17 protein-coding genes and 1 riboswitch are annotated in these 21,209 nt (G+C 70.9%); of the genes, 9 read left to right on the plus strand and 8 right to left on the minus strand.

The features are described 5' to 3' along the window. Window positions 1–201 precede the first annotated feature (201 nt). Window positions 202–1,431: a phosphodiester glycosidase family protein gene (locus FHS23_RS06410; protein WP_183649232.1), complete on the plus strand. Its 1,230-nt coding sequence runs from the start codon at window positions 202–204 to the stop codon at window positions 1,429–1,431. A gap of 74 nt (window positions 1,432–1,505) precedes the next feature. On the opposite strand, the gene thiD is transcribed toward FHS23_RS06410, so the two are convergent. The 3 genes from thiD to FHS23_RS06425 form a co-directional block, all read right to left on the minus strand. Continuing rightward, window positions 1,506–2,360, minus strand: coding sequence for a bifunctional hydroxymethylpyrimidine kinase/phosphomethylpyrimidine kinase (gene thiD / locus FHS23_RS06415; RefSeq protein ID WP_183649236.1), 855 nt, complete (start codon window positions 2,358–2,360; stop codon window positions 1,506–1,508). Further along, on the minus strand, window positions 2,357–3,937 hold the full coding sequence (thiC, locus tag FHS23_RS06420) for a phosphomethylpyrimidine synthase ThiC (RefSeq protein ID WP_343053753.1): 1,581 nt from the start codon (window positions 3,935–3,937) through the stop codon (window positions 2,357–2,359). Before thiC ends, thiD begins: the two co-directional genes overlap by 4 nt. A 110-nt stretch (window positions 3,938–4,047) precedes the next feature. Then, window positions 4,048–4,169, minus strand: a riboswitch (TPP riboswitch). Between the two features lie 145 nt (window positions 4,170–4,314). Next, a complete protein-coding gene (locus tag FHS23_RS06425) occupies window positions 4,315–4,872 on the minus strand; it encodes a peptide deformylase (protein WP_183649243.1) in 558 nt (185 codons plus the stop codon). 271 nt (window positions 4,873–5,143) lie between these two features. Here FHS23_RS06425 and FHS23_RS06430 point away from each other — a divergent pair, with 271 nt between their 5' ends. After that, on the plus strand, window positions 5,144–5,482 hold the full coding sequence (locus FHS23_RS06430; protein WP_183649245.1) for a DUF3263 domain-containing protein: 339 nt from the start codon (window positions 5,144–5,146) through the stop codon (window positions 5,480–5,482). Then, window positions 5,479–6,231: a LytR C-terminal domain-containing protein gene (locus tag FHS23_RS06435; RefSeq protein WP_183649248.1), complete on the plus strand. Its 753-nt coding sequence runs from the start codon at window positions 5,479–5,481 to the stop codon at window positions 6,229–6,231. Before FHS23_RS06430 ends, FHS23_RS06435 begins: the two co-directional genes overlap by 4 nt. 82 nt (window positions 6,232–6,313) lie before the next feature. Here FHS23_RS06435 and FHS23_RS06440 read toward each other — a convergent pair whose 3' ends face one another. From FHS23_RS06440 to moeA, 4 genes are all read right to left on the minus strand, one after another. Beyond that, window positions 6,314–8,635, minus strand: coding sequence for an AAA family ATPase (locus FHS23_RS06440; RefSeq protein ID WP_425501087.1), 2,322 nt, complete (start codon window positions 8,633–8,635; stop codon window positions 6,314–6,316). Window positions 8,636–8,791: 156 nt separating this feature from the next. Then, window positions 8,792–9,772 (minus strand): CDP-diacylglycerol--serine O-phosphatidyltransferase, encoded by a 981-nt coding sequence (gene pssA / locus FHS23_RS06445; protein ID WP_183649254.1) that lies wholly within the window; start codon window positions 9,770–9,772, stop codon window positions 8,792–8,794. Window positions 9,773–9,778: 6 nt separating this feature from the next. Next, window positions 9,779–10,534, minus strand: coding sequence for a phosphatidylserine decarboxylase (locus tag FHS23_RS06450; RefSeq protein WP_183649257.1), 756 nt, complete (start codon window positions 10,532–10,534; stop codon window positions 9,779–9,781). Window positions 10,535–10,623: 89 nt separating this feature from the next. Further along, window positions 10,624–11,838, minus strand: coding sequence for a molybdopterin molybdotransferase MoeA (gene moeA, locus FHS23_RS06455; RefSeq protein ID WP_183649260.1), 1,215 nt, complete (start codon window positions 11,836–11,838; stop codon window positions 10,624–10,626). A gap of 85 nt (window positions 11,839–11,923) precedes the next feature. On the opposite strand from moeA, the gene FHS23_RS06460 reads away from it, so the two are divergent. From FHS23_RS06460 to FHS23_RS06475, 4 genes are all read left to right on the plus strand, one after another. Further along, window positions 11,924–12,601 (plus strand): TIGR00266 family protein, encoded by a 678-nt coding sequence (locus FHS23_RS06460; protein WP_183649264.1) that lies wholly within the window; start codon window positions 11,924–11,926, stop codon window positions 12,599–12,601. 3 nt (window positions 12,602–12,604) lie between these two features. Continuing rightward, window positions 12,605–13,198: an AIM24 family protein gene (locus FHS23_RS06465; RefSeq protein WP_183649267.1), complete on the plus strand. Its 594-nt coding sequence runs from the start codon at window positions 12,605–12,607 to the stop codon at window positions 13,196–13,198. Window positions 13,199–13,445: 247 nt separating this feature from the next. Further along, entirely contained in the window at window positions 13,446–13,652 is a 207-nt protein-coding gene (locus FHS23_RS06470) for a cold-shock protein (RefSeq protein ID WP_030532335.1), read from the plus strand. A gap of 149 nt (window positions 13,653–13,801) precedes the next feature. Then, complete coding sequence (locus FHS23_RS06475; RefSeq protein WP_343053681.1) at window positions 13,802–15,601, plus strand: serine/threonine-protein kinase; 1,800 nt, start codon at window positions 13,802–13,804, stop codon at window positions 15,599–15,601. Between the two features lie 12 nt (window positions 15,602–15,613). On the opposite strand, the gene FHS23_RS06480 is transcribed toward FHS23_RS06475, so the two are convergent. Further along, on the minus strand, window positions 15,614–16,591 hold the full coding sequence (locus FHS23_RS06480) for an NAD-dependent epimerase/dehydratase family protein (protein ID WP_183649269.1): 978 nt from the start codon (window positions 16,589–16,591) through the stop codon (window positions 15,614–15,616). Window positions 16,592–16,879: 288 nt separating this feature from the next. On the opposite strand from FHS23_RS06480, the gene groL reads away from it, so the two are divergent. Beyond that, entirely contained in the window at window positions 16,880–18,514 is a 1,635-nt protein-coding gene (groL, locus tag FHS23_RS06485; RefSeq protein WP_183649273.1) for a chaperonin GroEL, read from the plus strand. A gap of 292 nt (window positions 18,515–18,806) precedes the next feature. Next, a complete protein-coding gene (locus tag FHS23_RS06490; RefSeq protein ID WP_183649276.1) occupies window positions 18,807–21,185 on the plus strand; it encodes a xanthine dehydrogenase family protein molybdopterin-binding subunit in 2,379 nt (792 codons plus the stop codon). Window positions 21,186–21,209: the final 24 nt, after the last annotated feature.

The following is a 21,209-nucleotide window of genomic DNA, read 5'->3' on the forward strand; positions in this document are numbered from 1 at the left end:
CGGGTTGCGCGCCGCCGTGGCGGGTTGATCGGTGCGGAGGGGCCGCCGGGCGACCCGGCGCCGTGGGCGTCGCCGGACCGTTGGCAGAACTTTTCCGGTTCAGACCTCCGCCGGTCGTGAGCGCGTTCGTTCACCGGTGTTTCAGCGGGCGGTCCGACGACGATCACATGCTCGGTGTCGGGCGCTGCCAGCCTTCGTCGCATGACCTCGACACGTCAGGTATCCCGCTCCCTCGCTTCCGCCTCCGCCGCGTGTGCGGTGCTGCTCGGTGGTGTCGCCGCGCCGCCGGCCGCGACGGCCTCGCCCGCCAACCCCGCCGAGTCGTCCGTGACGCTCGCTCCCGGCGTCACCCACCGGCCGTTCACGGTCGACACCGCCGCGGGCGCCGTCCGGGGCCACGTGCTCACCGTCGATGTGCGGAAGGCGCGGCTCGGCCTGCTGCACCCCGATGTCGTCGCAGAGCGGGCCGAGATTCCCGACATGGCGAACGCACAGGGCGCGCTCGCGGGCGTGAACGGCGACTTCTTCAACATCAGCGACTCGCACGAGGGCGTCGAGCCGACGGGATCGTCGGTCGGGCCCGCCATCGCGGGAGGCGACGCGCTCAAGGGCGCCGTGCCGGACGGGCAACGGTTCGGCCCCGCGTTGCCCGACGGCACGTCGACGCGTGACGTGTTCGGCGTGGGCGTCGACGGCACGGCGCGCGTGTCCACGCTCGACGTGACCGGCACGGTCCGCACCAACGGCGGCGCCTTCGACGTCGACGGCATGAACCAGTACGCGCTGCCGGAGAACGGCGTCGGCGTGTACACCTCCGAATGGGGACCGATGAGCCGGGTGCGGCCGACCTGCGGCACCGACACGAACCGACAGGCACCGTGCAGCGACGAGACCGAGGAGGTGGTGGTGAAGCGCGGTGTCGTCGTGGCCGAACGGGACGAGCCCGGTGAGGGACGGATTCCGGCCGAGGCGACGGTGTTGGTGGGACGCGAGGACGGCGCCGCCGAACTGGAGGCGCTCGACGAGGGCGACCGGGTGCGGGTGCGCTCGGGTTTGGACGCCGACGAGCCCGCGCCGCCGTTCGCCTTCGCCGTCGGCGGGTTCCCGATCCTGCGTGACGGCGCACCCCTGGCCGGTCTCGACACCGGCGTGCTCGCCCCGCGGACGGCCGCCGGAGTCAGCGCCGACGGCCGCACCGCCTACCTGACGGTCGTGGACGGCCGGTCGGCCGAGAGCGCCGGCATGACGGTGGCCGAGCTCGCCGACCTGCTGCGGTCGTTCGGGGCGGTCGACGGCGTCAATCTGGACGGCGGCGGCTCGTCGACGTTCGTCACCCGCGAGCCCGGCGACGAGCGGGCGATCGTCCGCAACGTGCCCTCCGACGGCAAGCCCAGGGCGGTCGCCAACGGCGTGGGCGTGTTCGCCCGCTGACCGGCACGCGCCCAGGAACCGCGACGCGGTCCCCGGGAGCCGCAGCACGGCCCCGGGGATCCGCAACACGGTCGTCAGGCTTCGGTGTCCAGGCGCCAGAACGGGGAGACGGGCCCGATGCCGCCGCCCATGGGGTAGGCGTCGGCGACGCAGCGTTCGATGAAGCGTTTGCCCTCGCGGACGGCCGTGGGCACGTCGGCGCCCTTGGCCAGCGACGCGGTGACGGCCGACGCGAGCGTGTCGCCGCCGCCGTGCGTGTGTGGGGTGTCGTGGCGCGGGCCGTCGAGTTCCACGTGCGTCGTGCCGTCGGAGAGCAGGTCCACGCAGCGTGGCCCGGTGTCGTGCCCGCCCTTGACCAGCACCCACTGCGGGCCGAGTGCCAGCAGCGCGTCGGTGGCGGCACCTCTGCTCGCGGCGTCGGTGACCTCGATGCCGGTGAGCAGGCGGACCTCGTCGAGGTTCGGCGTCACGAGTGTGGCGCGTGGCAGCAGTTCGGTGCGGATCGCCTCCAGCGCTTCCTCGCGCAGCAGCGGATCGCCGTGCATCGAGGCCGCCACCGGGTCGACGACGAAGGGAACGGCCGTGTCGCGGCCGATCCCCACGTCGCCGAGGGTCTTCGCGACGGCCGTGATGATCTCTGCCGTCGCCAGCATGCCCGTCTTGGCGGCACGGGCGCCCATGTCACCGGTCACCGCCCGGATCTGCGCGGTGACGACGTTCGCCGGAATCTCGGCGAAGTCCTCGACACCGAGCGAGTTCTGCACGGTCACGGCCGTCACCGCGGTCATGCCGTGCACGCCGCAGGCGAAGAACGTCCGCAGGTCCGCCTGGATACCCGCGCCGCCGCCGGAGTCCGAGCCCGCGATCGTCAGTGCGGTCGGCGGCGCGTGCGTCGCACCGACCGCGTTCGCGGAGCTTCCGGCGGTCATTCAGCCACCGGAAGATAGACGCGGCCGCCGCTGGAGGTGAACTCCTCCGACTTCTCCTGCATCCCCGCCTCGATCGCTTCCACAGAGGACAGTCCATGTTCTTCCGCGTAGGCACGGATGTCCTGGGTGATGCGCATCGAGCAGAACTTCGGCCCGCACATCGAACAGAAGTGCGCGGTCTTCGCGGGCTCGGCCGGAAGGGTCTCGTCGTGGTAGGCACGCGCGGTGTCGGGGTCGAGTGACAGGTTGAACTGGTCGATCCAGCGGAACTCGAAACGCGCCTTCGACAACGCGTCGTCCCGCTCCTGTGCGCGCGGATGGCCCTTCGCCAGGTCCGCGGAATGTGCCGCGATCTTGTACGTGATGACGCCGGTCTTCACGTCGTCACGGTTGGGCAGGCCGAGGTGCTCCTTCGGCGTGACGTAACACAGCATCGCCGTGCCGTGGCGGGCGATCTCCGCCGCGCCGATCGCCGACGTGATGTGGTCGTAGGCCGGTGCGATGTCCGTCGCGAGTGGGCCGAGCGTGTAGAACGGGGCCTCGCCGCAGAGCTCCTCCTCGAGCTCGACGTTCTCCTTGATCTTGTCCATCGGCACGTGACCGGGACCTTCGATCATCACCTGCACGCCGAGGTCGCGGGCGATGTGGGTCAGTTCGCCGAGCGTCTCGAGTTCCGCGAACTGCGCGCGGTCGTTGGCGTCGGCGATCGATCCCGGGCGCAATCCGTCACCGAGGGAGAACGTGACGTCGTAGGAGCGCAGGATCTCGCACAGCTCGGAGAAGTGCGTGTAGAGGAAGGACTCCCGGTGGTGGGCCAGGCACCACGCGGCCATGATCGAACCGCCGCGGGAGACGATGCCCGTCACCCGCTGGGCCGTCAGCGGGACGTAGCGCAGCAGCACTCCCGCGTGGACGGTCATGTAGTCGACGCCCTGTTCGCACTGCTCGATGATCGTGTCGCGGTACAGCTCCCACGTCAGCTTCTCGGGTTCACCGTCGACCTTCTCGAGGGCCTGGTAGATCGGCACGGTGCCCACCGGAACCGGCGAGTTGCGCAGGATCCATTCCCGCGTCTCGTGGATCCGTTTGCCCGTGGACAGGTCCATGATCGTGTCGGCGCCCCAGCGGGTCGCCCACACCATCTTCTCGACCTCTTCCTCGACCGACGACGTCACGGCCGAGTTGCCCAGGTTCGCGTTGACCTTCACGAGGAAGTTCTTGCCGATGATCATCGGCTCGGACTCCGGATGCCTGCGGCTGACCGGAATCACGGCCCGTCCGGAGGCCACTTCGGACCGGACGAACTCGGCGGAGACTCCTTCGCGGACCGCGATGAATTCCATCTCCGGAGTGGTCACTCCGTCGCGTGCCCACTCGAGCTGCGTCCGGTGTTCGGACGCCCAGCCGCGACGCAGCGGATAAAGTCCACTGTGGACGTCGATGACGGTGTCGGAATCCGTGTAGGGGCCGGACGTGTCGTAGACGTCGAAGTGTTCGCCGTTGGTCAGCGAGATGCGGCGTACGGGCACCTGAAGGCCGGATTCGGTGGGCACGTACGCCTTCGCGGAACCCTCGATCGGCCCGGTGGTGACGGCGGAGTTCGGAACCGTGGAGTTCGTGGCGGAGGCGGCGGGGCCGCCGTTCGACTCGGAGGCCGTGGACACGGCGGAATTGTCGGAAACAGGCGTCGGCAACGACATTCACTCCCTACGCTGGCATTATCCAGTCAGGTTCGTGCGGTCGGCGACACCGGGTCGGCCCCAGTCGCCCTCTCAGCCCGCCAAGGCGCGAGCTCCCGCGTTCGATGTACTTATTCCGTCAGTGACCATGCCAGCATGGGCCGCGACAAGCAACAGGCGGGCGCCCGCGAATTCCGTCGCGAACGCCCGCCCGGATGGGTGTCGACCGGAGAATCCCGCCGTGGAGGGCGGTTCCGGCGGGGAGTGTCCGGGTGTTACGGCTCCCTCGGGGGAAGCCAGCTGTTGCCCGCCGCCGTCCAATCGTTCTTCTTGAGCATCTTCTTCGCCGCGCGGGCGTACCTGCCCGTGAGCCGGTCGAGGTAGATGTAGCCGTCGAGGTGGTCGGTCTCGTGCTGCAGGCAACGGGCGAAGTATCCGGTGCCTTCGACCTCGACGGGCTTGCCGTCGGCGTCGAATCCGGTCACCTTCGCCCATGAAGCCCGTCCGGTCGGGTACGCCTCGCCCGGTACGGACAGGCAGCCTTCCCAGTCGTCGTCCGGGTCGGGCATCGTCTCCGGGATCTCGGAGGTCTCGAGCCTCGGGTTCACCACGACACCCTTGTGTCGCACGCCCTCGTCGTCGGGGCAGTCGTACACGAACAGGCGCAGGTCGAGGCCGATCTGGTTGGCCGCCAGTCCGACGCCCTCGGCCGCGTACATCGTCTCGAACATGTCGTCGACGAGTGCGGCCAGCTTGTCGTCGTACTCCGTCACCTCGCGAGTGGGGTTGTGCAGCACGGGGTCACCGGCGATGACGATGGGATGGATGCTCACCCGACCCATTGAAGCAGCGTCGCGGAGCGACTCATTGGGGGGTGGCGGTCGGGCGACGGGCGGGAAGACGGCGAAGCCGCTGATCGGGGGTGGTGGCCGGGTCGGAACCGGCGACGGTGGGTGATGTCGCTGTGACGGGACGCTGTGACGGGACGCCGTGACGGGACGCGCCGGGGCCGGGTTACACCACTGATGGTGGTCCTGCGTGATCTAATGGCGCCTGCGGAAACCACATCCGTGTTATTCGCCGAGAACGCCTGCGAGGAGCCACATGGACGCCGCGGAGTCGACGGGGGACAACGGTACATCGTCGTCGCCGATGGAGTCCTCACCGGCGGACAGCGCCGGAGCGGGCGACGGGCTCACGGAGCGTGAGCGCGAGGTGCTCGCGTTCGAGCGGCAGTGGTGGAAGTACGCGGGCGCGAAGGAGCAGGGCATCCGTGAGCTCTTCGCGATGTCGCCGACGCGTTACTACCAGATTCTGAATCGACTTATCGACAAACAGGACGCCATGCGGGCCGACCCGATGCTGGTGAAGCGGCTTAGGAAGGCCCGCGCGTCCCGGCAGCGGGTGCGTGCGGCGCGCCGGTTGGGGATTGAGCTGTCATGAGCATTTTCGACGGTCTGTCCAGGCCCGTGCGCGCCGCCGGGCTCGGCCTGCTGGCGGTCGCGGTGATCGCGGCGGTGATCGGCGGAGTCACCCTGGTGACGGGCGGCGACGACCCGAACCCTGCCGCGCAGGAGACGTCGGAGACGAACGCGCCCGGCAACGGCAACGGCAACGGCGGGCAGTCCGGTTCGCCGGACGCTCAGCAGCCGGATTCCGGGGACGGCTCGGGCGACGGCTCCGGTAACGGTGACGGTGACGGTAGCGGTGAGAACGGCAACGGCTCCGATGGCAACGGCTCCGGTAACGGTGACGGCTCCGGTAACGGCGGTGGCGACGGCGGAGACGGCGCCGACGGAGGCGGCGCCGGCGGGTCTGCGGACGGTTCCGGTAACGGTGGTGGCAACGGCGGCGGCAACGGCGGCACCGCTAACGGTGGCGAGAACCAGAAGGTGAACATCAAGTCCGTCCACGTGCGGGTGTACAACAACTCCACGATCCGCGGACTGGCGCGCACGGCCGCCGACGACCTGCGGGCGCAGGGCTGGAACGTCGTCGAGGAGTCGAACTACTCCGACGGCGTCATCCCGGAGAGCACCGCCTACTTCCGCCCCGGCACCGATGAGGAGCACGCGGCCCGTGCGCTCGCCTCGGACCTCGGCATCCAGTCCGCGAAGCGGTTCAACGGCATCCAGGACTCGAGCCCCGGCGTCATCGTGATCGTGACGAAGGACTACGCCCAGAACCGCTGAGCCAGAACCGCTGACCCCCGGAACCCCCGACCCCTGGCACCGCTGACCCCCGGAACTGCGCCGCGACGGATCGCGAGCCGTGTCACCGGTTGCCGGCGTACTCCTCCAGGTCGGCGAGCTGCTGCGGGTCGAGTGACGGGCGGACGACGCTGCGCGCCTTGTCGAGGTGCGCCGCGGTGACCTCCGTGGCCTCGAGTGATTCGCGCATCGCGGTCAGTGCGGCCTCGCGGATCAGGGCCGCGCAGTCGGCCGCCGAGTAACGTTCCAGGGCGGTGGCGAGCTCGTCGAGGTCGACGTCGTCGGCGAGCGGCGTGTTCTTGGCGGCCGAGCGCAGGATGTCCGCGCGGGCCTCCGCCGTCGGCGGCGGCACGTAGATCTGCCGCTCCAGCCTGCCGGGCCGGAGCAGCGCCGGGTCGACGAGCTCGGGCCGGTTCGTGGCGCCGAGGACGACGACGTCGCGCAACGGTTCGACCCCGTCGAGCTCGGTCAGCAGCGCGGCGACGACCCGGTCGGCCACACCGGAGTCGCTGCCCTGGCCGCGGCGCGGCGCGAGTGCGTCGACCTCGTCGAGGAAGATCAGTGACGGTGCGGCCTCGGCGGCCCGGTGGAAGAGCTCACGCACGGAGCGTTCCGATTCGCCAACGAACTTGTCCATCAGCTCGGCACCCTTGACGGCGAACACGTTGAGCGCACCCTCTCCGGCGAGCGCGCGCACGAGGAACGTCTTGCCGTTGCCCGGCGGGCCGTACAGCATCACGCCGCGGGGCGGTGCCACGCCGAGGCGTGCGAACGAGTCCGGGTAGCGCAGCGGCCACAGCACGGCTTCGGTGAGGGACTGTTTGATGTCGTCCATACCGCCGACGTCGTCGAGTGTCAGCCCGCCGGTGGCGAGGGTGTCCGATTCGGACATCGAGATCGGACGGACCGACGAGAGTGCGTCGACCAGGTCCTGCTGGGCGATGGTGGGCTCTGCGCCGCTCGCGATGTCGTCGTCGCGCTGGCGGAGCGCGCCGCGGACGGCCGCGTCGCGGCGTAGGGCCAGCAGGTCGGCGGCCACGAACCCGGGCGTGCGCTCGGCCACCGCCCCGAAATCCACATCGGACTCCACCGGGACGTCACGGAACAGAATGCGCAGCAGTTCGGTGCGCACACCCGCATCCGGCTGGGAGAGGGTGAGTTCCCGGTCGAGCAGGTCGGTGGCCAGCAGGCGCGGGTCGACCGACTCAGGGTGTGCGGTTGTGGCGACGAGGGCGAATCCCGGTTCGCTGAGCGCGTGCCGGATCCGGTCGAGGAGCACGGTCGCGACGGGCGGTTGCTGATGGGCCGGAAGCAGCGCGTCGACGTCGGTGAGCAGCAGTACGCCCGAACCGTCGCCGGATGTGACGGTCTCGACGGCGCGGGCGAGGCGGTTCAGTGCGGCGTCGGGTTCGAGGACCGCGAGCGTCGGAGCGGCAAGGGTCACGACCCGGATCTTCTCGGCGTGGGCGACCGACCGTGCCAGCGTGGCCTTACCGACGCCTTCGGGTCCGGCGAGCAGGACGCCCAGTCGCGACGACGTGCCGAGCTTGGCGAGCAGTTCCGGCCGGTGGAAGGCGAGGTCGAACCACTCGGCGAGGGTGCGGGCTGCGGCGGAGTGGCCCGCGAGTTCGGACACCGGAACCGTGTCGGCGGTGGCGGACGGCTCGGTCACGGCGATCTCGGCGACGTCGGGCCCGGCCGCGGGCTCGGTGGCGGCCGAGGAGGCGGTACCGGCGGGCGCCGACTGCAACGGGGTCGACTGTGCCTGCGCCGCGGCGCCCCGGGTGTCGGTGACCGTCTCCGTGGCGGGTGCGGTGTCGTCGCCGCGCCAGCGCACGACCGTGGACTGGCCGACCACGACGGGACCCGTCGACGGGTCGGTCGCGGTGACGGTGAGCAGTTCCGTCGTCCACGTCGCGCCGACGGTGCGGGACAGCGTGCCGCGGACCGCCGCCACGTCCGTTCCCGGCGGCGGCGACAGGTCCTGGGGGAGCAGCGACACGGCGTCGCCGACGGTCAGCACCTTGCCCGCAAGCGCGTGCCGCAGCGTCGTGGCGGTGACCGACATCGTGGCGAGCCGGGAACCGGACACCGTGACCGTCCGTGCGACGGTCACGGCGCACGGTGCGACGACGACCTCGGAGCCTTCGGTGACGCCCAGGTTCGACATCGTGACGTCGTCGGCCAGCACGACCCCGGGGACGCCGTCGTCGGCAGGCGCGGCGAGTGCGGCGCTCGCGCGCGCGCCGGTGAGCCGCACCGCGTCCCAGGACCGCAGGCCGAGGGCGTCGAGCACCTCCGGGTGCAGGCGGACGACCCCACGACGTGAGTCGAGTGCGGACGGGGTGTGCCGGACGGTGAGCGTGAGCTGAGCGGAGGACGTCACAGCCGCCACTCTAGGAGGTGTGAACACAGCCACGCGCCGGCGTGTCCATGAGGGGTGGTGGTCGGGCCGGCGAGCGGGCGCCCCGAAACTTCCCCTCTCGCGCGACCGGAGCGTGCCGAGCGCGGCCGGAGCGTGGCAGCGGGTGGCCGCCTGCGGTCAGCGTTCGCGTTGGCGGAGGCCGATGCGGCGCCACCCACGCTTGCGGGACGAGGTCCGCGCCGGGTCGGCGGGCGGATACACCCGTGACACGTGCGGGGTGGTGGGTCCGGTCCCGGACCCGTCCGAGCGCTGGACGGCCCGGCGCGCGGCACCGGCCACCTGGCGCAGTCTCGGCCTGCGCAGCCCCAGCCGTCGCTGTCCGCGCAGTCCTCTGCGCATCGCACGGCGCTCGCGTCCCGGCACGTCCCACGCCTCGGGGTGCGCGGCGAGCCAGTGGTATCGCCGCACCGCGTACGGGATGTGGGCCAGGTACAGCACCAGCGCCGCCGCGAGCGCGATCAGCGGGTACTGGATGACCGCGGCCGCGAGCAGTCCGACGCCCACGAGCAGCGGCGCGACCGCCTTGGCGGGTGCGCGCAGCTTCTTCAGCGACAGCGTGGGGATGCGGCTGATCAGCAACGTCGCCGTGGCGACCGTCCACAGCCACACCGCCGGCTGCGACGACCACCAGCCGGTGCCGAACTCGAGCGTGACGATCACCGGCAGCAGCGCCGTCAGCCCGCCCGCCGGAGCCGGCACGCCGACGAAGAACTCGTTCGCGAACGGTGGCTGGTCCTCGTCGAGCAGCGTGTTGAACCGGGCCAGCCGTAACACCATGCAGACGGCGAAGATCAACGCGACGACCCAGCCGAACCGGTCGTCGCCGGGCAGCCACACGTACAGCACCAGTGCGGGGGCGACGCCGAACGAGATCGCATCGGACAACGAGTCGAGCTCGGCGCCCATCTTCGACGACGCGTCGAGCAGGCGGGCGATCCGCCCGTCGAGGCTGTCCAGGATCGCCGCAACGCCGATGGCGCCGATGGACAGCACGTAGTCGCCGGTCAGGGCGAACTGCACGGCGGAAAGGCCCGCGCACAGGGCGAGCACGGTGATGGCGTTCGGCAGCAGCCGGACGCCGGGAGTGGTCCGCGACATCACGGGTCAGTCCCTCGCAGCGGGGGCGGTTTCGGCGATGGCGGTTTCGCCGCCGATGGTGCGCTGGCCCTCGCGGACGAGGACGCGGCTGTCCGGCGGCAGGTAGGTGTCGACCCGGGAACCGAAGCGGATCAGCCCGTAGGTCGTCCCGACGTCGTGGCGCTCGCCCTCGGCGACCTGGCACACGATGCGCCGCGCGACCAGCCCGGCGATCTGCGTGACCACCACCTCCCGGCCCGCGTCGGTGCGCAGCAGCAGCGAGTTGCGCTCGTTGTCCTCGCTGGCCTTGTCCAGGTCGGCGGACAGGAACTTGCCCGGCCGGTAGGCCGCGCGTTCCACGGTGCCGCTGACGGGCATGCGCTGCACGTGGACGTCGAACATCGAGAGGAACACGCTCACGCGGGTGCGCGGCTGGTCGGGCAGGCCGAGCTCGGCGGGCGGCACGGCGTCGGAGACCAGCGACACGGTGCCGTCCGCGGCGGCGACGACGAGGTCCTCGCGTTGCGGCGGCACCCGGTGCGGTTCGCGGAAGAACGCCGCCGTCGCGAGCGTGCCCAGCCCGGCGATGACACCGAGGCCCGCCGACACCTTGCGCAAGGCGAGCGTCGCGGCGAGACCGCCGAGCACGAACGGTCTGCCGGCCGGATGCATCGGCGGCAGCGTTTCCCTGGTGAGCGCCGCGGCGTGGCCCAGTGCTCCGGAGATCTTGGAGGCCCCGGAAGCCTGGTCAGCCGTGGACGCCGGTATGCCGTCGGAAGCCATGTGTGCCGTCGTTCCGTTCGCGTAGGTGAACCTCGAACGCGACCACGCTACTCCGCTCGGGTAGCGCTCCGGTGGCCGCCTCACCTCCGTCAGAGCAGCATCACATCCACCTCGGAGTCCGCGGGCGCCTCGGTGGTGTCCTCGTCGAGCACGATCAGGCAGTTGGCCTGCGACAGCGCTGCGAGCAGGTGCGAGGCCGGGCCGCCGCGCGGGCCGACCACACCCGTCACGTCCCCGTCCGGGTGCGAGTAGAAGCCGCGGCGGAACTGGCGTTTGCCCCGCGGCGAGGTGAGCGTCTCGAGCAGTCGCGCGCGCATCACGGTGCGGTCGGGATCGGCGTGGCCGAGCGAGGAGAGGAGCGCGGGCCGCAGGAACGCCTCGAACGACACCAGCACGCTCACCGGGTTGCCGGGCAGCGTGACGACGGGGACGCCGTCCCACGTGCCGCACCCCTGGGGGCCGCCGGGCTGCATGGCGACCTTCGTGAACGTCACACCCGCCCCGGTCAGCGTGTCCTTGACGACCTCGTAGGCGCCCGCGCTGACACCGCCGGAGGTGACGACGAGGTCGACGTCGGCGAGCCACGGTTCGATGGCCGCGCGGAAGCTGTCGACGTCGTCGGCGACGCTGCGGACCGTGTGCACCTCGCACCCCAGTGCCCGCAGTGCCGCGCCGAGCATGACGCTGTTGGACTCGTAGATCCGGCCGTGGACGAGCGGTTCCGGGGGGAGCACCAGCTCCGTGCCGGTCGACACCACGAGCACCCGCGGCGGCACGAACACCGCGAGGGTGTCCCTGCCGACGGCCGAGGCGAGGCCCAGCTGGGCGGGCCCGCACAGGGTGCCCGCCTCGAGCGCGACGGTCCCCACCGCGACGTCCTCACCGGTGCGGCGCACGTGGGCGCCCGGCGCCGACTCGGCGTGGATCCGTACGCGCGACGTGCCGCCGTCGGTGCGTTCGACCATCACCACGGCGTCGGCGCCCTCGGGCATGGGGGCGCCGGTCATGATGCGGTGGGCGGTACCGGGCGGCAGTGCGGGTACGTCGGTGAGGCCCGCGGGGATGTCGGTCCCGACGCTCAGCTCGACGGGTGCGTCCTCGCTCGCGCCCGCGACCTCGTCGGAGCGCACGGCATAGCCGTCCATCGCGGAGTTGTCGAACGGCGGCAGCGACACGGTCGCCGCGACGTCCTCGGCCAGTATCAGTCCGGCGCACTCGGTGACGGGCCTGCTCACCGCGGGCCTCCTGCCCAGCAGTTCGGTCACGTGTGCGCGGTGTTCGTCGACGGAGATCACGCCGGTCATCCTCCTCGCCGATGGTGGCTGTGTCAGACTCTCCCCGCTCGGAGCCCACAGGGAGGCGGGCTTCGTGTCACCCAGGGGAGGTTTCGTGCAGGTACAGCTGCGGCATCAGCCGTCGTTCGCGGTCGGGCGCATCATGCTCGCCCCGGGCGAGCCCGTCCAGGTCGAAGCGGGCGCGATGGTCGCGACGAGTTACGGCGTGCAGGTGCAGGCGTCCACCCAGGGCGGCGTGATGAAGGGGCTCGGGCGAGCCGTGTTCGGCGGCGAGTCGATGTTCATCAGCACCTACACCGCGCCCCAGAACGGCGGCTGGGTCGACGTCGCGGCGTGCCTGCCCGGTGACCTGCAACTGATCAATCTCGACGGCCGGATGGGCTGGTGCATCACCCGCGGGTCGTGGATCGCCTCGGCCCACACCGTCAACCTGCAGACCCAGTGGGGCGGGTTCAAGAACCTGTTCGGCGGCGAGGGCGGCTTCCTGACGTACGCGGCGGGCCAGGGGCCGGTGCTCGTGTCGTGCTACGGCGCGCTCGAGGTCGTGAACCTGCAGCCGGGCGAGATGGTCACGATCGACTCCGGGCACGTGGTGGCCTACGCGGAGACGGTCCAGTCGCAGCTGCGCAAGATCTCCGGCGGCATGGTGCAGAGTGCCAAGAGCGGTGAGGGCCTGGTGTTCGACTTCGCAGGCCCCGGCCAGATCATGACCCAGACCCGGAACCCGTCGGCCCTCGCGGCGTGGGTCGTGCAGCAGGTGCCCGGACGGTAGGGCATGGAGGTCCACACCCGGCACACGCCGACGTTCGGTGTCGCCCGCATCGTGCTCGCCGAGGGTGAGGCGGTGCAGGCCCCCGCGAAAGCGATCATGGCGAGCAGCTTCGGCGTGTCGGTCTCCCGGCCCGTGCGCGGTGAGCCGACGGTGCTGACCGCGCCGTCCGGCGGCGGCTGGGTCGACCTCGCCCCGGAGACGCCCGGCGACGTCTACCCGCTCGGCTTCGACGGGCGCAGCGGCTGGTGTGTCTCCACCGTGCCGGAGTCGAGAGTGCTGGCGCGGCCGGCGTCGATCCGCCGGGACGCGACGTGGCCCGGGTTGCAGCACCTGTTCGGCGGCGATCACGGGTTCCTCGAGCACTACGGCGGGGCGGGTTCGCTCGTGCTGAGCGCGAAGGGCCCGGTCGACCTGCTCAACCTCGAGGGGGGCGAGATGGTCACGGTGCGGCCCGCGTTCCTGGTCGCTTATCCGGACACGATCCAGGTCCGGTTGCGGGCTGTCGATCCGGCGGGGCCACAGTCCGTGCGCACCGGGCAGGGGCTGGCTCTGGATTTCGCCGGTCCGGGTACGGTTCTGATCCAGGCCAGACGCTGATTTTCCCCGTTTTCCGGGGAGTTCGCCGCGCGGGTTCTTCACTTTTCAACGTTCGTCGTGGTCTATGTGGGTGAACCCGATTCTCGTGGGCGTCACTCACCGCGCACGTCGGGCGACGAGATGTCGGCGAACCCGTTACCGCAAATTGACCATTGCCGAGCCGTGTGATTCCGGTAGCGTGATCGACGCTTGGAGCGCAGACAGGCTGTGCTCGGAGCGTTTTTCGGTTTGCTACAAGGAGGACGCCGTGGCAGTCGGCACGGTCAAATGGTTCAACGCGGAAAAGGGCTACGGCTTCATCGAGTCCCCGGAGGGGCCCGACGTTTTCGTGCATTACTCCGCGATTCAGGCAGAAGGATTCCGCACTCTCGACGAGGGTGACCGGGTGGAGTTCGAGATCACCGCGGGGCGGGACGGCCGCAGTCAGGCTGCCGACGTCAAGAAGGTCTCGTAACTCCCGTTTTTCTTCTCGACCGGGGATCCTCCGGCGCATCGCGCGGCGGTCCGTTCCCGGTTCGCCGGTTCTCGACAGTGGCGAGGCGGTGGCCGGGGCTTTCCGACACTTCGCGTCCGACCAGCGGTCCGACCGCTAGGCTGCGCGCTGTGTCAGGCGATGTGTCGGGGGACCTCACCGGTCGGCAGCTGGGCAACTACCGCATCGACGGTGTGCTCGGCCGCGGCGGCATGAGCGTGCTCTACGAGGCCACGGACGTGCGCCTCGGTCGCCGCGTCGCGTTGAAGATCATCGGCGATGACACGGGCGCGGACCCCGAGTTCCGTGACCGGTTCGTGGACGAGGCCCGCAACACGTCGGCCGTCGACCACGCCAACATCGTGCCGCTGTACGACTTCGGCGAACTCGACGGGCTGCTCTACATCGCCATGCGCTACGTCGACGGCGCCGACCTCGCCGGTCTCGGCGGCGACGGCCCCATGGACCCGGCGCGGGCCGTCGGCCTGCTCGATCAGGTCGCCGACGCCCTTGACACCCTGCACCGGGACGGGCTCGTGCACCTCGACGTCAAGCCCGCGAACGTGCTCGTCACGAGCAGACAGCGGGCGCGTGACCGTCTCGAACACGTCTACCTCGCCGACTTCGGCCTCACAGAACGCGGCGCCGCCACGCGAACGTCCCGCGGCGGCGACTTCCTCGGCTCGCCCACCTACGCAGCGCCGGAACACCTCCGCGGCGAACAGCTCGACGGCCGCACCGACCAGTACGCGCTCGCCTGCATGCTCTACTCCTGCCTGGCGGGCAGGCCGCCGTTCACCGGCGACGTGCAGACCGTCATCGCGGGCCACCTGAACCGCGAACCGCCGGCGCTGTCCCGCGCCGTGCCGAGCCTCGGTGACCGCATCGACAACGTCGTGCGCAGGGGTATGGCGAAGCGGCCCGGAGAGCGCTACACCTGCTGTGTCGAGCTGATCGCCGCCGCGCGCGAGGCACTGGCGGGTGAGACCCCGGGCGCGGGTGCCGGGGCGGGTGGAACTGGGGCGGGCGGTGCCGCAGCTGGTGCCGTCGCCGGTGGAGCCGCGGCGGACGGGATGAACGGACTCCCCGCAGGCAACGGCCGGGCGTCCGGGACTCCGATCACCGAACAGGTCACCGCCCGACAGGCTGCGACCCCGCCGTCCGGAGTCGACCACGGGGCGATTCGGGAACAGGGCGTTCTCGGGGAAGCGGGCGGTCTCCGAGACGGTGGCCACGGAGCCGGAGCGTCCCGGCACGCGGTTGCGTCCCAGAATGCGTCGCCGGGCAGTACGGCGGTACGGCAGAACACGGCTTCGCGACAGGGAGAGGGAGGCCTGGTGCATCCTCAGCAGCCGGGACAGCCCGGTCCGTACGGACCGCAGGGAGGACAGCCGGGCCCCGGTGGGCCGGGACGGCCGGGTCCGTACGGCCCCGGCGGGCCCGGACAGCCGCCCCACGGAACTCCGCCGCCGGGCAACCCGGCGCAGAACCCGCCTCCCGGAATGGGCAGGCCGCCGCAGGGCGGCCGGCCCGGCTTCGGCACCCCGCCGCCCGGAATGCCCGCGGGCGGCCCGCCACCCGGAGGTTTTCCGCCTCCCGGCCCCGGCGGCCCCGGTGGTCCGGGTGGCCCCGGTGGCCCCGGCGGCCCCGGTGGCCCCGGTGGGCAGGGCGGCGGCAGGAGTGGCGGCGGCAAGTGGTGGCTGTGGGCAGGGCTCGCCGTCGTCGTGATCGCCGGCGTCGTGGTGGCGATCGTCCTGCTGACCGGTGGGGACGACGAGAGCGAGGGCGGCGGCTCCGGCGGCGACCCGGGCACGTCGAGTTCGGTGCCGGAGATCCCGGTCGGCCCCGGCGGTTCGCAGACCGCGCCGACCGGCGAGGCCTCGTCGGGGCAAGCTCCGCCGAAGTCCATTCCGGTGGAGCCCGAGAACTGAGTCCGTGGCAGTTCAGGTCGTGTACACGCCCGTCGGTTCCGGGTGGTAGCCCTTGGCGCCGACGGCGCGGGCGGTCGGGCTGCGCGCCGTTCCGGTGGTGCCGGCCAGTTCGACGGCGGCGCGGATGTCGTAGCGAGGCCGCCAGCCGAGCCCCGTGAGCGCGCGTTCGTTCGAGTAGACGCGGTCGAGTGTGGGCAGCATCCGCCAGCCCCACTCCTCGTACCGCTCGGCCACGTCCGGCAGCACGCGGGCGAACACCGCCGGGGCGTCGGTGGCGAGCTCGGCGGTGTCGGCCCGCGTGAACGGCGTCGTGGCGCTGATGATGAACCGGTCGAATCCCAGCTCCGGTGCGCGGTGGGCTGCGAGAAGGTGCGCGTCGACGACGTCCTCGAGGTCGACGCGACGGTAGGCGTACTCGTTGACCTTGAGATTCGTGTCGTCGAAGGCGTTCCGCACGTCGCCTCGGTCGTCACCCTCGGGGAAGAACCGCGACGTGCGCAGTACAACCACGGGCAGGTCCAGCTCGCGGGCCAGCAGTTCGCACAGGTCCTCGGCGGCGATCTTCGTGGCACCGTAGACGTTGCGCACCACGGGACGGACGTCCTCGGTGATCCACGCCGCGGGTTCGCCCGGTGCGGGGGTGAGTGCGCGGCCGAACGCGCTCGTGCTGCTGGTGAACACCACACTCCGGACTCCGGCCGCGGCGGCCTCCTCGAGGACCGTCAGCGTGCCGGTGACGTTGACGTCCACGAAGTCCTGCCGCGTGTGCGACCCGACGTGCGGCTTGTGGAGGGTCGCGGTGTGCAGGACGCGGGTGACCCCGTCGAGGGCTCGGCGCACGACGTCGCGGTCGGTGATCGAGCCGGGGACGCTCGTGAACGGCGAGTCGAGGATGTCGAGGCCGACGACGTCGTCGCCGCGTGCGCGCAGGCTGCGCACGACGGCCTCGCCGAGGTGGCCCGCGCTGCCGGTGACCAGGTATCGCTCCATACGCGGGATCGAAGCGTTTCTGGTACGACCGTGTCAATCTGTTTCGGGGAATGAGGCTCCGGGTCGGCGCGGAGGAGTGTCGGGGGACCCCCTTTCTTGCACTCTCACCCGGAGAGTGCTAAACACGAGATTGGCACTCGGCACCGTCGAGTGCTAGGTAGCCGGTCGCCGACCGGCGCCTGAAGGTCGGGACGGTGAGGCCACGTCCGGGAGATCCCGGGCTGGTCGTCCGTCGCGGGCACCGAGCCTGGCCTGTGACGTGTCCGATTACCGGAGGACCACACCCCAATGGCCAAACTGATTGCGTTCGACGAGGACGCCCGCCGCGGACTCGAGCGCGGGCTCAACACCCTCGCCGAGGCCGTCAAGGTGACTCTCGGCCCGCGTGGCCGCAACGTCGTGCTCGAAAAGAAGTGGGGCGCGCCGACGATCACCAACGACGGTGTCTCGATCGCGAAGGAGATCGAGCTCGAGGACCCGTGGGAGAAGATCGGGGCCGAACTCGTCAAGGAAGTCGCCAAGAAGACCGACGACGTCGCGGGTGACGGCACAACTACCGCCACCGTGCTCGCCCAGGCCCTCGTGAAGGAAGGCCTGCGCAACGTCGCCGCCGGTGCCGACCCGGTCGCCCTCAAGAAGGGCATCGAGCAGGCCGTCGAGGCCGTCACCGAGCAGCTGCACAAGGCCGCTCACGAGGTCGAGACCAAGGAGCAGATCGCTGCCACCGCCTCGATCTCGGCCGCCGACCGCACGATCGGTGACCTGATCGCCGAGGCGCTCGACAAGGTCGGCAAGGAAGGCGTCGTCACCGTCGAGGAGTCCAACACCTTCGGCCTCGAGCTCGAGCTCACCGAGGGTATGCGCTTCGACAAGGGCTACGTCTCGGGCTACATGGCCACCGACGCCGAGCGTCAGGAAGCCGTGCTCGAGGACCCGTACATCCTGCTGTTCGGATCGAAGATCTCGAACATCAAGGACATGGTGCAGCTGCTCGAGAAGGTCATGCAGACCAACAAGCCGCTGCTGATCATCGCCGAGGACGTCGAGGGCGAGGCCCTGGCCACGCTGGTCGTCAACAAGATCCGCGGCACCTTCAAGTCCGTCGCCGTCAAGGCCCCGGGCTTCGGTGACCGCCGCAAGGCGATGCTGCAGGACATGGCCGTCCTCACCGGCGGTCAGGTCATCAGCGAGGACGTCGGCCTCACGCTCGAGAACGCCGACATCTCGCTGCTGGGCCAGGCCCGCAAGGTCGTCGTCACCAAGGACGAGACCACGATCGTCGACGGCGTCGGCGACGCGGAGCAGATCCAGGGCCGGGTCAACCAGATCCGCGCCGAGATCGAGAACAGCGACTCCGACTACGACCGCGAGAAGCTGCAGGAGCGCCTGGCGAAGCTGGCCGGCGGCGTTGCCGTCATCAAGGCCGGCGCCGCCACGGAGGTCGAGCTCAAGGAGCGCAAGCACCGCATCGAGGACGCGGTGCGCAACGCCAAGGCCGCCGTCGAGGAGGGCATCGTCGCCGGTGGTGGCGTCGCTCTGCTGCAGGCGTCCAAGGCTGCCTTCGACGGCCTCAAGCTCGAGGGCGACGAGGCGACCGGTGCGAACATCGTGAAGGTCGCCGTCGAGGGCCCGCTCAAGCAGATCGCCGTCAACAGCGGTCTCGAGGGCGGCGTCGTGGTGGAGAGGGTCAAGGGCCTGCCGCAGGGCCAGGGCCTCAACGCCGCCACGGGCGAGTACGAGGACCTCATCGCCGCCGGCGTGCTCGACCCGGCGAAGGTCACCCGTTCCGCGCTGCAGAACGCTGCTTCGATCGCCGGCCTGTTCCTGACCACGGAAGCCGTGGTCGCGGACAAACCGGAGAAGAACGCTGGCGCCGGTGCCGACCCCACGGGCGGCATGGGCGGCATGGAAGGCATGATGTGATTCAGGCCTGAAGCCACAACGAGCCCCGGGAGCACCCAGTGCCCCGGGGCTCGTTGTATCTGCCCCCGGACGCGCGTGTTGCGCGCTCGCGGGGCCGTGTTGCGCGCTCGCGGGGCCGTGTTGCGCCCGCCCGTCTTCGGACCGCCACCTCATCGACGGGCTGTCCGCGGCTGTGGCGATGGGCCCGGACCGGTTGGGGACTGCACCACTGCTTCCGCTGTTCGGGGGATGGGCGCGCTGCCGGATCGTGATCCCTAGGCATGATCAACGCCACGGGGTTAGTGTCGGTCACATGCCTGGATCTGTGCTCGGAACCGAGGTGCGGCGGGTCGAGGACCCCGAGCTGCTGCGCGGAGAAGCCACCTACGTCGACAATCTGCCGATCCCGGGCGCCGCGCACATCGCGTTCGTGCGCTCGCCGTTCGCCCACGCCGAGATCACGGGTATCGACACCGGCGAAGCCGAACAGGCCGACGGGGTACTGGCGGTCTACACGGCCGCGGACCTCGACCTGTCGCCGGTGCGCCAGCTGATGGTCGTCAACCCCGACTGCGTGCGCATGCCGTTGGCGAGCGAGCGGGTGCGGTTCGTGGGCGACGCCGTCGCCGCCGTGGTGGCGGAGACGGCCGCGGCCGCGGCCGATGCCGTGGAACTGGTGGACGTCGACTACGAGCCACTGCCCGTCGTCGCCGATCCGGAGGACGCGCTCGCCGACGACGCGCCGCTCCAGTTCCCGGATCTGGGGTCGAACATCGCGGCGGGCGAACGGGACGAGGCGGGCGCGGACATCCTCGCGGACGCCGACGTCGTGGCGCGCGCGAGGATCGAGAACCAGCGCGTGGCGGTCGTGCCGATGGAGGGCAACGCGATCGCCGTCGAACCGGGTGGTGGGTATCTCGGTGGTGACTACGACCTGACGATCCACGTGTCGACCCAGATGCCGCACGTGGCGTGGCAGGTCGCGGCCAAGCAGTTCGGCATGGACGCCGACCGGATCCACCTGGTCACCCCGCACGTCGGCGGCGCATTCGGCGGCAAGATCGGCATGATCGCCGAACACCAGGTCGTCATCGCCGCGGTGCTGCGACTGGATAGGCCCGTGAAGTGGGTGGAGACCCGCTCGGAGAACCTGCAGGCGATGCCGCACAGCCGCGCCCAGGTGCAGTACGCCGAGCTGGGCCTGAAATCGGACGGCACGATCACCGGGCTGCACTGCAACGTCATCGGTGACTGCGGCGCCTACGCGGGCTTCGGCGGCGGGTTCGCGCTCGGCCCCACACGCCTGATGTCGCAGGGTGTGTACCGCATCCCGAAGATCAGCTTCGGTTCCATCGCGGCGCTGACCAACACGACGCCGACCGGTGCATTCCGCGGCGCGGGCAGGCCGGAGGCGGCGGCCATGCTGGAGCGGATCATCGACGTGGGCGCCGCGGAGCTCGGGATGGACCCGGTCGAGCTGCGCCGCAAGAACTTCCTGCAGCCCGACCAGTTCCCGTACGAGACGCTCGTCGGGGCCACGTACGACTCGGGCGACTACGACCTGCCGCTGCGCGAGGCGCTGCGGGCCGCCGACTACGACGAGCTGCGCAAGGAACAGCAGCGTCGTGTCGACGCGGGCGAGACGACGCTGCTCGGGATCGGGGTGAGCACGTACGTCGAGATCACCGGCGGGGGCACCAGTGAGTTCGCCGCGGTTGAGATGGCCGACGACGGGCGCGCCACGATCAAGGTCGGCACCTCTGGGCACGGCCAGGGCCACCCGACGTCGTTCTCGATGCTCGCCTCCGACGCGCTCGGTATCCCGTTGGAGCGGATCGACTTCCTCCAATCGGACACGGCACAGGTCCCGCGTGGTGGCGGTACCGGCGGCTCGCGGTCGTTGCAGATCGGTGGCAGCGCCGTCAGGGAGGCCAGCGAACTGCTCGTCGAGAAGGCCAAGGAGCTGGCGGCCACGAAGCTCGAAGCGGCCGTCGAGGACATCGAGGTCACGGGCGACGGCGGACTCGGGGTGCTGGGCGTGCCGAGTGCGACCGTCAGCTGGGCCGAGCTGGCAACCTACGCGGCCGAGAACGGCACCACCCTCGCCGCCGACACCGATTTCACGCCGGACGGTGCCTCCTTCCCCTTCGGGGCGCACGTGTCGGTGGTCGATGTCGACACGGAGACCGGAAAGGTGACGCCGACGCGGCACATCGCCGTCGACGACTGCGGGCGCGTGCTCAACCCGTTGCTGGTGCGCGGGCAGCAGCACGGCGGTGCGGTGCAGGGCATCTCGCAGGCGCTCTGGGAGCACTACACCTACGACGAGGACGGAAACCCGTCCACCGGCACGCTCGCCGACTACCTCGTGCCGTCGGCGATGGAGGTGCCGATGCTCGAGGCGTCGAACACCGAGACCGATTCGCCGCTGAACCCGCTGGGTGCCAAGGGCATCGGTGAATCGGCGACGATCGGCTCCACCCCCGCCGTGCAGAACGCCGTGGTCGATGCCGTCAAGCACCTCGGTGTGCGGCACATCGACATGCCGCTCACACCGCAGCGGGTGTGGCAGGCGATCCGTGAGGCGCAGAACGGCGCGCCCGCCGACCCGTGGCGTGATCCACCCGAGGCGTTCGCGACGCTGCCCGTCCGAGAGGGCCCCGATCCGTACGCCGACGAGGCTGCCGTCTGACGGGAGCGTCCGCCTCCGGAGTGC

This window comes from Prauserella isguenensis, assembly GCF_014191605.1.
Classification (GTDB): Bacteria; Actinomycetota; Actinomycetes; order Mycobacteriales; family Pseudonocardiaceae; genus Prauserella; species Prauserella isguenensis.

Bases quoted from the DNA above. Each gene is read 5' to 3' on its own strand.
- moeA (WP_183649260.1), bottom strand. From the start codon at position 11,838: ATGACCGGCGTGATCTCCGTCGACGAACACCGCGCACACGTGACCGAA.
- pssA (WP_183649254.1), bottom strand. From the start codon at position 9,772: ATGTCGCGGACCACTCCCGGCGTCCGGCTGCTGCCGAACGCCATCACC.
- FHS23_RS06465 (WP_183649267.1), top strand. From the start codon at position 12,605: ATGGAGGTCCACACCCGGCACACGCCGACGTTCGGTGTCGCCCGCATC.
- FHS23_RS06435 (WP_183649248.1), top strand. From the start codon at position 5,479: ATGAGCATTTTCGACGGTCTGTCCAGGCCCGTGCGCGCCGCCGGGCTC.
- thiD (WP_183649236.1), bottom strand. From the start codon at position 2,360: ATGACCGCCGGAAGCTCCGCGAACGCGGTCGGTGCGACGCACGCGCCG.
- FHS23_RS06490 (WP_183649276.1), top strand. From the start codon at position 18,807: ATGCCTGGATCTGTGCTCGGAACCGAGGTGCGGCGGGTCGAGGACCCC.
- FHS23_RS06410 (WP_183649232.1), top strand. From the start codon at position 202: ATGACCTCGACACGTCAGGTATCCCGCTCCCTCGCTTCCGCCTCCGCC.
- FHS23_RS06480 (WP_183649269.1), bottom strand. From the start codon at position 16,591: ATGGAGCGATACCTGGTCACCGGCAGCGCGGGCCACCTCGGCGAGGCC.
- groL (WP_183649273.1), top strand. From the start codon at position 16,880: ATGGCCAAACTGATTGCGTTCGACGAGGACGCCCGCCGCGGACTCGAG.
- FHS23_RS06430 (WP_183649245.1), top strand. From the start codon at position 5,144: ATGGACGCCGCGGAGTCGACGGGGGACAACGGTACATCGTCGTCGCCG.
- FHS23_RS06450 (WP_183649257.1), bottom strand. From the start codon at position 10,534: ATGGCTTCCGACGGCATACCGGCGTCCACGGCTGACCAGGCTTCCGGG.